The sequence below is a fragment of the Kitasatospora sp. NPDC090091 genome (assembly GCF_044747365.1).
Lineage (GTDB): Bacteria > Actinomycetota > Actinomycetes > Streptomycetales > Streptomycetaceae > Kitasatospora.
In genome coordinates, this window is sequence record NZ_JBIVDY010000029.1 from 1 (window position 1) to 14099 (window position 14099).

The 14099-nt window shown below is 72.4% G+C and carries 11 protein-coding genes; 1 reads left to right on the plus strand and 10 read right to left on the minus strand.

What is annotated here, in order from left to right; all coding sequences use genetic code 11:
- Positions 1–185: 185 nt before the first annotated feature.
- The 9 genes from ACIPSC_RS34270 to ACIPSC_RS34310 form a co-directional block, all read right to left on the minus strand.
- Positions 186–1709 (minus strand): CoA-acylating methylmalonate-semialdehyde dehydrogenase, encoded by a 1524-nt coding sequence (locus tag ACIPSC_RS34270; RefSeq protein WP_400832235.1) that lies wholly within the window; start codon positions 1707–1709, stop codon positions 186–188.
- A gap of 231 nt (positions 1710–1940) precedes the next feature.
- Positions 1941–2744 (minus strand): nucleotidyl transferase AbiEii/AbiGii toxin family protein, encoded by an 804-nt coding sequence (locus tag ACIPSC_RS34275; protein ID WP_400832238.1) that lies wholly within the window; start codon positions 2742–2744, stop codon positions 1941–1943.
- 79 nt (positions 2745–2823) lie between these two features.
- Positions 2824–3279, minus strand: coding sequence for a bifunctional DNA primase/polymerase (locus ACIPSC_RS34280; RefSeq protein ID WP_400832241.1), 456 nt, complete (start codon positions 3277–3279; stop codon positions 2824–2826).
- A gap of 216 nt (positions 3280–3495) precedes the next feature.
- Entirely contained in the window at positions 3496–4890 is a 1395-nt protein-coding gene (locus tag ACIPSC_RS34285; RefSeq protein WP_400832244.1) for an NAD(P)/FAD-dependent oxidoreductase, read from the minus strand.
- A gap of 81 nt (positions 4891–4971) precedes the next feature.
- Complete coding sequence (locus tag ACIPSC_RS34290) at positions 4972–5775, minus strand: ABC transporter permease (protein ID WP_400832248.1); 804 nt, start codon at positions 5773–5775, stop codon at positions 4972–4974.
- Positions 5775–6719, minus strand: coding sequence for an ABC transporter permease (locus tag ACIPSC_RS34295; RefSeq protein ID WP_400832252.1), 945 nt, complete (start codon positions 6717–6719; stop codon positions 5775–5777). The genes ACIPSC_RS34290 and ACIPSC_RS34295 overlap by 1 nt, the downstream gene beginning before the upstream one ends.
- Complete coding sequence (locus tag ACIPSC_RS34300; protein WP_400832256.1) at positions 6716–7858, minus strand: ABC transporter ATP-binding protein; 1143 nt, start codon at positions 7856–7858, stop codon at positions 6716–6718. Before ACIPSC_RS34300 ends, ACIPSC_RS34295 begins: the two co-directional genes overlap by 4 nt.
- Before the next feature lie 38 nt (positions 7859–7896).
- Positions 7897–9153, minus strand: a complete 1257-nt coding sequence (locus tag ACIPSC_RS34305) for a PotD/PotF family extracellular solute-binding protein (RefSeq protein ID WP_400832258.1) — start codon at positions 9151–9153, stop codon at positions 7897–7899.
- 53 nt (positions 9154–9206) lie between these two features.
- Positions 9207–10718 (minus strand): gamma-aminobutyraldehyde dehydrogenase, encoded by a 1512-nt coding sequence (locus ACIPSC_RS34310; protein ID WP_400832260.1) that lies wholly within the window; start codon positions 10716–10718, stop codon positions 9207–9209.
- Positions 10719–11142: 424 nt separating this feature from the next.
- Here ACIPSC_RS34310 and ACIPSC_RS34315 point away from each other — a divergent pair, with 424 nt between their 5' ends.
- Positions 11143–12795, plus strand: a complete 1653-nt coding sequence (locus ACIPSC_RS34315; RefSeq protein WP_400832262.1) for a PucR family transcriptional regulator — start codon at positions 11143–11145, stop codon at positions 12793–12795.
- 86 nt (positions 12796–12881) lie between these two features.
- On the opposite strand, the gene ACIPSC_RS34320 is transcribed toward ACIPSC_RS34315, so the two are convergent.
- Positions 12882–14084, minus strand: a complete 1203-nt coding sequence (locus ACIPSC_RS34320) for a spermidine/putrescine ABC transporter substrate-binding protein (RefSeq protein ID WP_400832265.1) — start codon at positions 14082–14084, stop codon at positions 12882–12884.
- Between the last annotated feature and the right edge of the window lie 15 nt (positions 14085–14099).

Consider the following 14099-nt stretch of genomic DNA (forward strand, 5'->3'; position numbering starts at 1 on the left):
GAAGGAGTGGTGTTTCAAGGGATTGGCCGCCCCGGGACCGTCCGCGCCGATGCGTGTCCGGTGCTCCCTGCCGAGCGACTAGGAAACACTACGCCGATCCCCGGGTGGATGCAAACGGCACGCGAAGACGCCGCCGGCCGGACCTCCAAGGGGAAGAGGTCCGGCCGACGGCTTCGGGGGGTGGTTCAGCTGTTGGTCGGGAAGCCGAGGTTGATGCCACCGTGCGACGGGTCGAGCCAGCGCTGGGTCACGGCCTTGCCGCGGGTGAAGAAGTGCACGCCGTCCGGGCCGTAGGCGTGGGAGTCACCGAAGAGCGAGGCCTTCCAGCCGCCGAAGGAGTAGTAGGCGACCGGGACCGGGATCGGCACGTTGATGCCGACCATGCCGACCTCCACCTCGTGCTGGAAGCGCCGGGCCGCGCCGCCGTCGTTGGTGAAGATGGCGGTGCCGTTGCCGTACGGGTTGGCGTTGATGAGGGCGACGCCCTCCTCGTACGAGGAGACGCGCACGACGGACAGTACGGGGCCGAAGATCTCGTCGTTGTACACGGACATGCCGGGCTTCACGTGGTCGAACAGCGTCGGGCCGAGCCAGAAGCCGTCCGCGGTCGGGGCGCCGTTCTTGTCCTCGGCGGCGACCGGGTGCTTGCGGCCGTCGACGGCGAGCTCGGCACCGTCGGCGACGCCGGACTCCACGTAGGAGGTGACCTTGTCCCGGTGCTGCCCGGTGACCAGCGGGCCCATCTCCGAGTCGCCGTTGCAACCGGGGCCGACCTTCAGGGTGGCCATCCGCTGCTTGATCTTCTCGACCAGCTCGTCGCCGATCGGGTCCACCGCGACCAGGACCGAGACGGCCATGCAGCGCTCGCCCGCCGCGCCGAAGCCGGCGTTGATGGCGGCGTCCGCGCTGAGGTCGAGGTCGGCGTCCGGCAGGACCAGCATGTGGTTCTTGGCGCCGCCGAGCGCCTGGACGCGCTTGCCGTAGCGGGTGCCGGTCTCGTAGACGTAGCGGGCGATCGGGGTCGAGCCGACGAAGCTGACCGCCTTGACGTCGGGGTGCTCCAGCAGGCGGTCGACGGCGACCTTGTCGCCGTGGACGACGTTGAAGACGCCGGCCGGCAGGCCCGCCTCCTTCCACAGCTCCGCCAGGAAGTTGGCGGCGGACGGGTCCTTCTCCGAGGGCTTCACGACCACGGTGTTGCCGGCCGCGATGGCGATCGGGAAGAACCACATCGGCACCATGGCCGGGAAGTTGAACGGCGAGATGATCGCGACCGGACCGAGCGGCTGGCGGATCGAGTAGACGTCGATGCCGGTGGAGGCCTGCTCGCTGAAGCCGCCCTTGACCAGCTGCGGGATGCCGCAGGCGTACTCGACGACCTCCAGGCCGCGGGCGATCTCGCCGAGCGCGTCCGAGTGCACCTTGCCGTGCTCGGAGACGATGATCGAGGCCAGCTCGTCCCGGCGGGCGTTGAGCAGCTCACGGAAGTTGAAGAGCACCGTGGTGCGCTTGGCGATCGAGGCGTTGCGCCACTCGGCGAAGGCCGAGGCCGCGGCGGCGACCGCCTGGTCGACCTCGGCGATCTCCGCGAAGTCGACGTGGCCCGCGACCTGGCCGGTGGCCGGGTCGAAGATGTCACCGCGACGGGGCGTGGCGCCGGCGGTGGCGACCGGCTCGCCGCCGATCCAGTGGGTGATGTGCTTGCTCAAGGTCCGTCTGCCTCCGAAGTCCCGGGCGGCGTCGTGCCGCCGGTCCCTTGTCTGGCGCCGCCCGCGGGTGGGCCGGGCGACGGGATCACGGGGCTACCGCGTTCACCACCCAGTCTGGTCCCCGTCGTGGCGCTCCTCAACGAACAGGCTGACGGGGATCCGCGATTCAGCCTTACAGGTCGTCGGCCCACTCCGCCGAACGGGCGACCGCGAGGTCGCCGAAGGTACCGGTCAGGCGTCCGCGGACTCGCCGGTGTCCCCGTCGGCGTCCTCTTCCGCAGCCTCCAGGTAGGGGTCGTGCAGCCCGTCCGGTGCCTCCTGGGTCTCCAAGAGGTCGAGCCGGAGGTCCTGCGACCAGGCCAGGGCCCACCGCTTCAGGCCGTCGACCGCACCGGCCGGGAGCCCCCGGGCGCGGAACCGCCCGTCCGCGGCCTCGGCCAGCGTCTCCAGGCGGTCGGCGAGCACGGTGGGCTGGAAGTCCGCGTCCAGCGCGGTGGCCAGCGCCAGCAGCTCGCCCTCCCGGTACCAGGCGGTCAGTGCGTGGACGTCGATCAGGTCCCGCGGCATTCCGCGGTCGACGAGCAGCGCGGTGGTCAGCGCCGCCGCGTCCTCCAGGGCGACGACCGGCACGGCCACGGCCGGCTCCCTCGGCGCGGGCGCGCCGAGGTCCAGGCGGACCGGCCGGTGGCCCAGCGGTTCCTTGCGCAGCTCCACCGTGTGCGAGCGCCCGCCGAGGGTCAGCCGTACCGAGAGCTGTTCCAGGCGCGGGGTGCCGGGGCGCTCGGCGACTCCGCCGCCGGCCGCCCGGTAGGCGGCGGCGAGGGCGGCGGCGGCCTCCGGGAGGTCGGTCTCGCCGCTCGTCACCAGGGTGAGCCCGTCCTGGGCGCAGGCCGGCACGCCGTGGGCGCGCAGCGCGTGCCCACCGGCGAGGGCGAGCCCGAGCCGGTCGCAGACGGGCGCAGCCAGCTCGGCGAGCCGCAGCTGGGGCGGGCCCGGGTGGAGGGAGGCGTCGACGGCGTCCGGGGCGGTGGTCACGATTCCAGTCTGACGCGGCCGGCCGCCCCGCGCGCCCACGGCCGACCGCCGCGACGGAGGCCGGGCCGCCGCAACAGGCCTATGGTCGGTCGCTGAGTCCGGCGGCGGCCTCGTGCAGGGCGAGCTCCAGCAGCACCGGGTCGTTGAGCCGGCCGGAGCCGTCGGGCGGGACGAGCCAGCGCACGCCCCGGCTGCGCCGCTCGGGGTGCGGGACGACGATCCAGGTGCCCCTGCCCGCGGTGCGCACGCCGGTGCCGACCCAGCGGGCGGCGGTGCCGACGGGCACCAGGAAGCCGACGCGCTCGCCGGCGGGGTCGGTGAGGACCGGTCCGCAGAAGCCGGTGTCCAGGATGTCGAGGGCCGGACGGCCGAGCCGGCCGGGCACCGAGAGGACGTCCCAGCGGCGGCCGGCCGGCAGCAGGACCGGTCCCGCCCCGGTGCGCTCCCACTGCTCGCGGCACGCCTGCGGATCCGGTGCCGCTTCGGCGAGCCAGTGCAGTGCGGTGTGCTCCGTGCCGTGTCCCGTGCGCTCCATGGCCTGTCCCGTCCCCCAGCGTGGCCGCTGGTCGTCGTGCGGCGGGAACGAGAGACCCGCCGTCACCGACGAGAGGCGGACGGCGGGCATCTCTTACACGGGCTTGCCCGGGGAACCGCGACCGGTTGCCCCGGGAACCGCCTTCACCTGCGCGGGAGCCGGTGGACGTCCCCCGCGCAGGTGAGCGGTTCGACGGAGCGAACGGCTCCGGACGGATCAGCTGTCGAAGCCGAGCCCCAGCCGGTCGAGCGTGCGCAGCCAGAGGTTGCGGTGGCCGCCGGTGCGGTCGGCCCGCTCCAGGGAGCGGGTGGTGATCTCGATGCCGGCCCAGCGCACCGGCTCGGGCGGGAACGGCATCGGCTTGCTGCGGACCATCTCCAGCGAGGTGCGCTCGGTCCGGGCGCCCTCCAGCAGGTCGAGCATCACCTCGGCGCCGAACCGGGTGGCGCCGACGCCGAGGCCGGTGTAACCGGCCGCGTAGGCGACCTTGCCGCGGTAGGCGGTGTCGAAGAAGGCCGAGAACCGGCTGCAGGTGTCGATCGCGCCGCCCCAGGCGTGCGTGAAGCGCAGGCCCTCCAGCTGCGGGAAGCAGCGGAAGAAGTTGTGCGCCAGGGTGCGGAAGGTCTCCGGCCGCTGGTCGTACTCGTGCCGGACGTGCCCGCCGTAGTGGTAGACCGCGTCGTAGCCGCCCCAGAGGATCCGGTTGTCGGCGGAGAGCCGGAAGTAGTGGAACTTGTTGGCGCTGTCGCTGAGGCCCTGCCGGCCCTTCCAGCCGATCGCGGCCAGCTGCTCGTCGCTGAGCGGCTCGGTCATCAGCGCGTAGTCGTACACCGGGACGATGTACGGGCGGACGCGCTTGACCAGGGACGGGAAGGCGTTGGTGCCGAGGGCGACCCGGCGGGCGAAGACCCGCCCGTAGGGGGTGCGGACGGCCATGCCGCTGCCGTGCTCGCTCAGGGCGTTGGCCGGGGTGTGCTCGAAGATCCGCACGCCCTGGCCCAGGCAGGCCTCCTTGAGGCCCCAGGCCAGCTTGGCGGGGTGGACCATCGCCACGCCGTCCCGGTCCCAGATCCCGCCGAGGAAGGTCGGCGAGTCGACCTGGGCGCGCAGTTCGTCGCGGTCGAGCACGGTGACGTCGAGGCCGTGCTGGGCGACGGCCTCGGCCACCTCGTGCAGTTCGTCGAGCTGGTGCGGCTGGGTGGCGACGTCGATCTCACCGGTGCGCTCCCACTCCGCGTCGATGCCGTAGCGCTTGAGGGTCGCCTCGATGCCGTCCAGGTTGGCGGCACCGAGGCGCTCCAGGTGGCCGAGTTCGGCGGGCCAGCGCTGCAGGCCGTTGCCGAAGCCGTGGGTCAGGCTGGCCGCGCAGAATCCGCCGTTGCGCCCGGACGCCGCCCACCCCGCCTCCTTGCCCTCGACCAGGACGACGTCCAGCGAGGGGTCGCGCTCCTTGGCGATGAGGGCGGTCCAGAGGCCGGAGTAGCCGCCGCCGACGACCAGCAGGTCGCAGGTGGTGTCGCCGACCAGGGCGGGCAGTGCCGCCGGCCGGCCCGGGTCCTCCAGCCAGAAGGGGGTGGGCCTGGCGTCACTGAGTGCGCGGGCGGAGTCCATGCATTATCAGCCACTTTCTGCACATTGGTGGTGGTTGTCCGGCCGTCCCCCGACGGTACGCCGGGGAGGCGGCCGCGGTGGTCAGGCGGTGGCCTTCCGGCGGTTCCCGAGCCACTGGCCGGCGACGGTGAGCACGACGGCGGCGATGAACATCGCGGTGCCGATGACGTTCACCTGCACCGGGATGCCGCGCTGCGAGGCGCCCCAGACGAACATCGGGAAGGTGACCGTGGTCGGGCCCGAGTTGAACTGGGTGATGATGAAGTCGTCGAAGGAGAGCGCGAAGCTGAGCAGCGCGCCGGCCGCGATGCCGGGGGCGGCGAGGGGCAGGGTGACCCGCAGGAAGGTCTGGGTCGGGGTGGCGTAGAGGTCCTGGGCGGCCTGTTCGAGCCTCGGGTCCATGCTCATCACGCGGGCCTTGACCGCCGTCACCACGAAGCTCAGGCAGAACATGATGTGCGCGATGAGGATGGTGGTGAAGCCGAACGGGATGCGCATGTTGAGGAAGAGCGTGCCGAGCGAGGCGGCCATGACCACCTCGGGCATGGCCATCGGCAGGAAGATCATCGCGGTGGTGGCGGAGCGGCCGCGGAAGCGGTAGCGGGCCAGCGCGAAGGCGACCATGGTGCCGAGCACGGTGGCGCCGATGGTGGCGAGCACAGCGACCTGGAGGCTCAGCGAGAGCGACTGGCACATGTCGGCGACGCCGCAGGGGTCGGTCCAGGCGTCGGTGGAGAACTCGTTCCACTCGTAGTTGAACTTGCCGACCGGCTTGTTGAACGAGAAGGCGAGGACGACCAGGTTGGGCAGCACCAGGTAGGCCAGGGCCAGCAGGCCGGCCAGCACCACCAGGTGGGCGCGGATCCACGTGAACACTCGGGACATCAGACCAGTTCCTCCGTCCCGGCCTTGCGCATGTAGACCGTCACCATGCCCAGGATCAGGGCCATCAGGATGAAGCTGAGCGCGGCGGCCGTGGGGTAGTCGAGCACGTTCAGGAACTGCTTCTGGATGCCGTTGCCGACCATCTGCTCGCTCGGCGAGCCCAGCAGCTGGGCGTTGATGTAGTCGCCGGAGGCCGGGATGAAGGTGAGCAGCGTGCCCGCGACCACGCCGGGGAGCGAGATCGGGAAGGTCACCTTGCGGAAGGTGGTGAACGGGCGGGCGTAGAGGTCGCCGGCCGCCTCGTGCAGGCGCGGGTCGATCCGCTCCAGCGAGGTGTACAGCGGCAGGATCATGAACGGCAGGAAGTTGTAGGTGAGGCCGCAGACCACGGCGAGCGGCGTGGCCAGCACGCGGTCGCCGGAGGTGAGGCCGAGCGCGCTGGTGACGTCCAGGACGTGCAGCGCGTTGAGGGCGCCGACCACCGGGCCGCCGTCCGAGAGGATGGTCTTCCAGGCCAGCGTGCGGATCAGGAAGCTGGTGAAGAACGGCGCGATCACCAGGATCAGGATGACGTTGCGCCAGCGCTTCCCGGCCTTGAAGGCGATCGTGTACGCGAGCGGGTAGCCGACGGCCAGGCAGAGCAGGGTGGCGGTGGCGGCGTAGCCGAACGAGCGGACGAAGTGCCAGCGGTACTCGACCAGGGCGTCCCAGTAGGTGGCGACGTGCCAGGTGACGCGGAAGCCGTCCTCCAGCGAGCCGGTCTGCAGCGAGGTGGAGGCCTGGTAGACCATCGGCACCGCGAAGAAGACGACCAGCCAGGCGATGCCGGGCAGCAGCAGCCAGTACGGGGTGAGCTTGCGCCGCGTCCGCGGGGCGGGCGCCGGGAGCGTGCCGTCGTCGGGGGGTATGGCCTGGGGCGGCGCGGCCGCGGTGGTGGTGGTCATGCCGCGGCCTCCCCGGTGCCCGCGTCGATCGCCTGCGAGGCGTCCAGGGCGAAGGAGTGCGCGGGGTTCCAGTGCAGGACGACGGGCGCGCCGGGGACGATCCGGGCGTCGCGCTCCATGTTCTGCTCGAAGACCGTCACCTCCTGGCCGCCGTCGGTGCGCACCACGTACTGGGTGGAGACGCCGATGAAGCTGGAGTCGAGCACGGTGCCGGCCAGCCGGTTGCGGCCGTCGGCGACCTCGGCGGAGGCGTGCTCGATGGTGATCTTCTCCGGCCGGACGCCGAGGTGGACCTTGGTGGCGTCGGTGGCGCAGCGGGCCTTCGGGACGGCGAGCCGGGCACCGGCGGCGGTGAGCAGCAGGTCGCCGCCCTCGCTGCCGCTGACGTCGGCGGGCAGCAGGTTGGACTGGCCGAGGAAGTTGGCCACGAAGGTGGTGGCGGGGTTCTCGTAGAGGTCGGCGGGGGCGCCGAGCTGCTCGACCCGGCCGCCGTTCATCACCGCGATGGTGTCGGCCATGGTCATGGCCTCCTCCTGGTCGTGGGTGACGTGGACGAAGGTGATGCCGACCTCGGTCTGGATCCGCTTGAGCTCCAGCTGCATCTGGCGGCGGAGCTTGAGGTCGAGGGCGCCCAGCGGCTCGTCGAGGAGCAGCACCTGCGGGTGGTTGATCAGCGCGCGGGCGACGGCGACGCGCTGCTGCTGACCGCCGGAGAGCTGGTGCGGCTTGCGCCGGGCGTACTGGCCGAGTTCGACGAGTTCGAGCATCTCGTCGACCTGCTTCTTGACGTCCTTCTTGCCGCGCCGGCGCAGGCCGAAGGCGACGTTCTCGAAGATGTCGAGGTGCGGGAAGAGCGCGTAGCTCTGGAAGACGGTGTTCACCGGCCGCTTGTACGGAGGCAGGGCGGTGACGTCCTGGCCGCCGATCAGGACGGTGCCGGTGGTGGGCTCCTCCAGGCCGGCGATCATCCGCAGGGTGGTGGTCTTGCCGCAGCCGGAGGCGCCGAGCAGGGCGAAGAAGGAGCCCTGCGGGACGGTCAGGTCCAGCGGGTGGACGGCGGTGAAGGAGCCGTAGGTCTTGCCGATGCCGGTGAGCCGGACGTCGCCGCCGGCGGCCGCGGAGCTCTGCTGCTCTGTCATGGGTGGTGTCTCTCTGGTTTCTCTGCCGTCAGTGGGGGTCAGGCGCCGATGAGCTTGGAGAACTTCTCCTCGAAGTCGCTCTCCTCGGTCTCGGTGAGGGTCCGGAAGACGTGCGCCTTGGCCGCCATCTCGGGGGTGGGGACGACCAGCGGGTTGGCCGCGCTGTCCGGGGCGATGGCGGCCAGTTCCTCCTGCACGCCGGTGACGGCGGAGACGAAGCCGATGCCCGCGGTCAGCTGCGCCGCGATCTTCGGCTGATAGTAGAAGTCGATCAGCTTCTCGGCGTTCGCCTTGTGCTGGGCCCTGGCCGGGACCAGCAGGTTGTCGGTGCTGGTCACGAAGCCCTTCTCGGGGATGACGAACTCGATGTCCGGGTTGTCGGCGCGCAGTTGGATCAGGTCGCCGCCCCAGGCGACGCAGGCGGCGATGTCGCCGGAGGAGAGCTCCTGGCCGTAGTCGTTGCCGGTGAAGCGGCGGATCTGCTTGCTGTCGACGGCCTTCTGCAGCCGGGCGATCGCGGCGCCGTAGTCGTCGGCGGTGAACTTCGCCGGGTCCTTGCCCATGTCCAGCAGGGTGATGCCGATGCTGTCGCGCATCTCGGAGAGGAAGGTCACCCGGCCCTTGAGGTCGGGGTCCTCCAGCAGCTGGGAGACGCTGGTGACCTCCTTCCCCTTGGTGGCCTTCTTGTTGTAGGCGATGACCACCTGGATGCCGGCCCAGGGGTAGCTGTAGAGCCGGCCCGGGTCCCAGTCCGGGGCGCGGAAGCGGGACTCGACGTTGGTGATGGCGGTGGTGACGTTGGCCGGGTTGAGCTTCTGCGCCCAGCCGAGGCGGATCAGCCGGGCGGCCATCCAGTCGGTGAGCACCATCAGGTCGCGGCCGGTGTCCTGGCCGGCCGCGAGCTGCGGCTTGACCTTGCCGAAGAACTCGACGTTGTCGTTGACGTCCTCGGTGTACCTGACCTTGATCCCGGTGGCGGCGGTGAAGGCCTCCAGGGTGCCGTGCTTCTCCTTGTCGTTCTCGTCGGTGTCGACGTAGAGCGGCCAGTTGGAGAAGTTCACCTCCTTCTCGCTGTCCGAGAGGTCCTTGGCGGCGTTCGCGGTGGACTCGCCGGTCCCGTCGGTGCTCCTGGCCGGCGGGATGCCGCAGGCGGCCAGCGAACCCGCGCCGGCGGTGAGGGCGGCGGCGCGTAGCACGGTGCGCCGGCTGAGGGCGGCCCGGCCGCTGGTCAGACTGCGTTCCCAGGCCTTGCGGACCGGTTCCGACAGTCCGTCGGTGAGCTCGTTGAACGCCATGGGACGGGCCTCCTGGGGGGCGAAGGGGGGTGTGGGGGACCACCCGGGTCCGGTTATCTGTCTCCGAAGACGGTGCGGTGCCAGTCCTTGCGGGCGACCGCGGTGGTGTCGAACATGACGTGCTTGACCTGGGTGTACTCGTCCAGCGAGTACTGCGACATGTCCTTGCCGTAGCCGGAGGACTTGTAGCCGCCGTGGGGCATCTCGCTGATGATCGGGATGTGGTCGTTGACCCAGACGCAGCCGGCCGCGAGCTCGCGGGTGGCCCGCAGCGACCGGTGGACGTTGCCGGTCCAGGCCGAGGCGGCCAGGCCGTAGGGGGTGTCGTTGGCCAGCCGCAGGCCCTCGTCGTCGCTGTCGAAGGGCAGCACGACCAGGACCGGGCCGAAGATCTCGCCCTGGACGACCTCGCTGTCCTGCGCGGCGCCGGTGATCAGGGTGGGGCGGTAGTAGGCGCCGCGGGTGAGGTCGGTGCCGTCGTGGCCCTTGTCGGGGGCGGCGCCGCCGGTGACCACGGTCGCGTACCCGCGGGCGCGCTCGACGAAGCCGGCCACCCGGTCGCGGTGGGTGAAGGAGACCAGCGGGCCGAGGTCAGTCTGCGGGTCGAGCGGGTCGCCCAGCCGGATCGCGCCGTACAGCTCGGCCACGCCGGCCACGAAGGCGTCGTAGAGCGGCCGCTGGACGTAGGCGCGGGTGGCCGCGGTGCAGTCCTGGCCGCTGTTGATCAGCGAGGCGGCGACCGCGCCGTGCACGGCGGCGTCCAGGTCGGCGTCGTCGAAGACCACGAACGGGGCCTTGCCGCCGAGCTCCAGGTGGGTGCGCTTGACGGTCGCGGTGGCGAGTTCGGCGACCCGCTTGCCGACCTGGGTGGAGCCGGTGAAGGAGACCATCGCGACGTCCGGGTGCGCGACCAGGTGCTCCCCGGCGACCCTGCCGGCGCCGGTGACCACGTTGACCACGCCGTCCGGGACGCCGGCCAGGGTGCAGGCGCGGGCGAACATCAGCGAGGTGAGCGGGGTCAGTTCGGCCGGCTTGAGCACGATCGTGTTGCCGGCGGCGATCGCCGGGAGGATCTTCCAGGCGGCCATCTGCAGCGGGTAGTTCCACGGCGAGATCGAGCCGACCACGCCGATCGCCTCGCGCCGCACGTACGAGGTGTGGTCGCCGGAGTACTCGCCGGCCGCCTTGCCCTCCAGGTTGCGGGCGGCCCCGGCGAAGAAGGCGGTGTTGTCGATGGTGCCGGGGACGTCGAACTCGGTGGAGAGCTTGATCGGCTTGCCGGTCTGCGCGGTCTCCACCCGGGCGAGGTCGGCGGCCGCGTCGGTGAGGACGGCGGCCAGCCGGGTCAGCACCTCGGAGCGCGCGCCGGGGGTGGCGCCGGCCCATCCGGGCAGGGCGGCCCGGGCGGCGGCGACGGCCTCGTCGACCTGGCCGGCGGAGGCCAGCGAGATCTCCTCGACGACGCTGCCGTCGGCGGGGTTGACGACCTGGAAGGGATCACCGCTCCCCCGGCTCTGCCGGCCCGCGATGTACTGCGCGCCCGCGCCGAAGTCGGTCAGGTCCATCTGGTTCCTCCAAGTCCCGGTGGTTCGAGTGCCGCACGGACGGCCGCGTCGGCCCCCGTCGTGCTGCACGCGCCGACGGGCCGAGGGCCCGCACCGGCGTCGTGCGGCTGGTCGAGCCGCCGCGCTCGGGTTGCGGGGGAATCCGTCCGGTCGATCACCGGGGAGCGCGATCCTGGCAGGCCCGCCGGACCCCGACAAGGGATTCCGCCGTTGCTTTCTGGTCACGCGACGGATTCCGACGGTGATGTCCGGGTCTCGCCACAGCCGACCCGCTGACCATGCCCGCTGCCGCCGGCGCGTGACAAGGGTCACTCCGACAACCTCGGGGCGAAGCGCCTTACAAGGTGCAAGGCTTCGGGCAGGGCAACAGGTCGTCGTCGCGATGGATGATTTACCTGACACTCTGAACCCTGGAGGCCCCGCGATGCTCCCCACCGTCGCCCGTGTGCTCGACCTGGAGGTGATGCGCCGCGGCCTCCCGCAGGTGGTGGCCGGCGCCGACCGGCTGGAGCGTCCCGTCCGCTGGGTCCACGTCAGCGAGCTGCCCGACGTCGCCGGCGTGCTCCAGGGCGGCGAGCTGGTCCTGACCACCGGGATCGCCCTGCCCGGGGACCGCGAGGGCCTGGCCCGGTACGTGCACGAGCTGGACGAGGTCGGCGTGGCCGGGCTGGTCATCGAGTTCGGCCGGCGCTACTTCGACTCGTTGCCGCGCGCCCTGGTGCACGCCGCCGAGCAGCGCGGCCTGCCGCTGATCGCCCTCCGCCGCGAGCTGCGCTTCGTCGCCGTCACCGAGGCCGTGCACGCGCTGGTGGTCAATGCCCAGCTGGAACAGCTGCGCACCTCGGAGGCGGTCCACCAGGTCTTCAACGAGCTGGTGGTGGAAGGCGCCGAGCCGGCCGAGGTGGTCCGGCAGGTGGCCCGGATGGCCGGCGCGCCGGTCGTCCTGGAGAACCTCGCCCACCAGGTGCTGGCGCACGACACCGCGGGCCGGCCGGAGACCGAGCTGCTGGAGGACTGGGAGCGCCGCTCGCGCGGCGTCCGCCCGGCCGGGCGCACCGGCCACGACCCGCGCAGCGGCTGGCTGGTCACCACGGTCGGCGCCCGCGGGCAGGACTGGGGGCGGCTGGTCCTGGTGCAGGACCCGGGGGCGCTGCCGGACGGCGCCCCGCACCCGCACACCATGCTGCTGGAGCGCGGGGCCTCCGCCCTGGCGCTGAACCGGCTGGTGGTCCGGGACCGGGAGAGCCTGGAGCGGCAGACCCACCGCACCCTGCTCTCCGGCATCCTCACCCACGCGCTGACCGTCTCCGAGGTGGCCCTGCGCGCCCAGGCGCTGGGTGTGCCGCTGGAGGGCCGGCGCCTGGTCGGGGTGGTGCTGCGGCAGCGGCGCGGGCCGATCCCGGCGGCGCTGGAGGCCCAGGCCCGGCTGCGCGACTTCACCGAGCTGGCCGCCGGCGCCGTCCGCGGCTGCCGGCTGTCCGCCCTGGTCGGAGCGCTGGACGACGAGGGCGTGGGCGTGCTGATCGCGCTCGGCGCCCAGCAGGACGAGCACACCGCGCTGGACGCCTTCGCCGCCGCACTGCGCCGGCTGACCGCGGAGTCCTCCCGGGACGCCGCGCCCGTACCGGCCCCGGTCATCGCGGTCGGCTCCTCGGTCGGCTCGGTCCGCGACGCCCGGCGCACCCTGCTGGAGGCCACCCAGGTCGCCGACGCCGCCCTGCACGACGCGCCCGGCGGCCGGGCGGCCGCGTACTACCGGCTGCCCGACGTCCGCCTGCGCGGCCTGCTCCACCTGCTGCGCGACGACGCCCGGCTGCAGACCTACGTGGAGCGCGAACTGGGCCCGCTGCTCGCGTACGACGCGGAGCACAACGGGCAGCTGGTCCAGATGCTGCGGATCTACCTGGAGCAGGGCCGGAACAAGTCCGCGGCCGCGGACGCCGCGCACCTGTCCCGGCCGTCCTTCTACGACCGGCTGCACAAGGTCGAGCGGATCCTCGGCGTCGACCTCGACCAGGTCGAGTCCTGCCTCTCCCTGCACGTGGCCCTGCTGGCGCTGGACGCCGTGCGCCGGTAGCCCGGTCCGGAGCGGTGCCGTCAGGACTGGGGCGGGGCAGGACCGGGGCAGGTCGGGGAAGGAGCCGGCAGGGCGCGGCGGGGCGGCTACACCCCGGTGATGCGGGTCCAGACCTTGTGCAGGTCCGGCCGCTCGGCGGCGGAGACGTCGCGCATGGTGTGCAGCCGGGCCCGCATCTCCTCGGTCGGGAAGACGAGCGGGTGCTCCGCCAGCTCGGCCTTCTCCCGGTCCCCGCTGTCGGCCAGCACCTCGCGGGCGGCCGGCACCGGGCAGATGTACTGCACGGCGGCGGCCAGCTCGGCCGCCACCTCCGGCTGGTAGTAGTGGTCGATCAGCAGCTCGGCGTTGCGCTTGTGCCCGGCCCGGTTGGGGATCAGAAGGCTCTCGGCCCAGAGCTCGCCGCCCTCCTCGGGCACCACGAAGGCGATGTCCGGGTTCTCGGCGGTGAGCTGGACGGCGTCGCCGGAGTAGGCCTGGCAGGCCAGCGCGGCGCCGGAGGCGAGGTCGCTGGTGTAGTCGTTGCCGGTGAAGCGCCGGATGTGCCGGCTGTCGACCATCCGCTGCACCTGGTCCATCGCCCGGTGGGCGTCGTCCCCGGTGAAGGCCGAGATGTCGGCGCCGAGGGAGAGCATCAGCAGGCCCAGCGCCTCGTCCAGCCCGGCGAAGAGGGTGACCCGGCCCTTCAGGTCCGGCGCCCAGAGGTCGGTGACGGACTTCAGCTCCCGGCCGAGCTCCTTGCGGTTGTAGGCGATGCCGGTGATCCCGGACTGCCAGGGCACGCTGCGCCGGCGGCCGGGGTCGAACGCCGGATCGGCCAGCTGCGGGTCCAACCGGGCCGTGACGTTGGGCAGGTTGGCCCGGTCCAGGGTCTGCACCCAGCCGAGCGAGACGTACCGGCCGGCCATCCAGTCGCTGACCACCATCAGGTCGCGGCCGGGGTCGGTGCCCTGGGTGAGCACCGGGCCCATCTTGCCGAAGAACTCGTCGTTGTCGTTGATGTCCTCGGTGTAGGTGACCTCGATCCCGGTCCGCTCGGTGAAGGCGTCCAGGGTCGGGCGCCGGCCGTCGTCTTCGGTGTCGATGTACTGCGTCCAGTTGGAGAAGCCCAGCCGCTGGTCGCTCTCCGAGCGGTCGGGGGCCGAGCGGCGGTCCTCGGCCACGTAGGCGGACGGGATGCCGCAGCCGGTCAGGGTGCCGGCCCCGAACAGTCCGGCGGCGGCGCCGAGGACGCCGCGGCGGCTCGGACGGCGGACACCGCTCGGGCGGCGGGGCAGGGTGGTGCTGGGCATGGTGGGGCCTCCGGA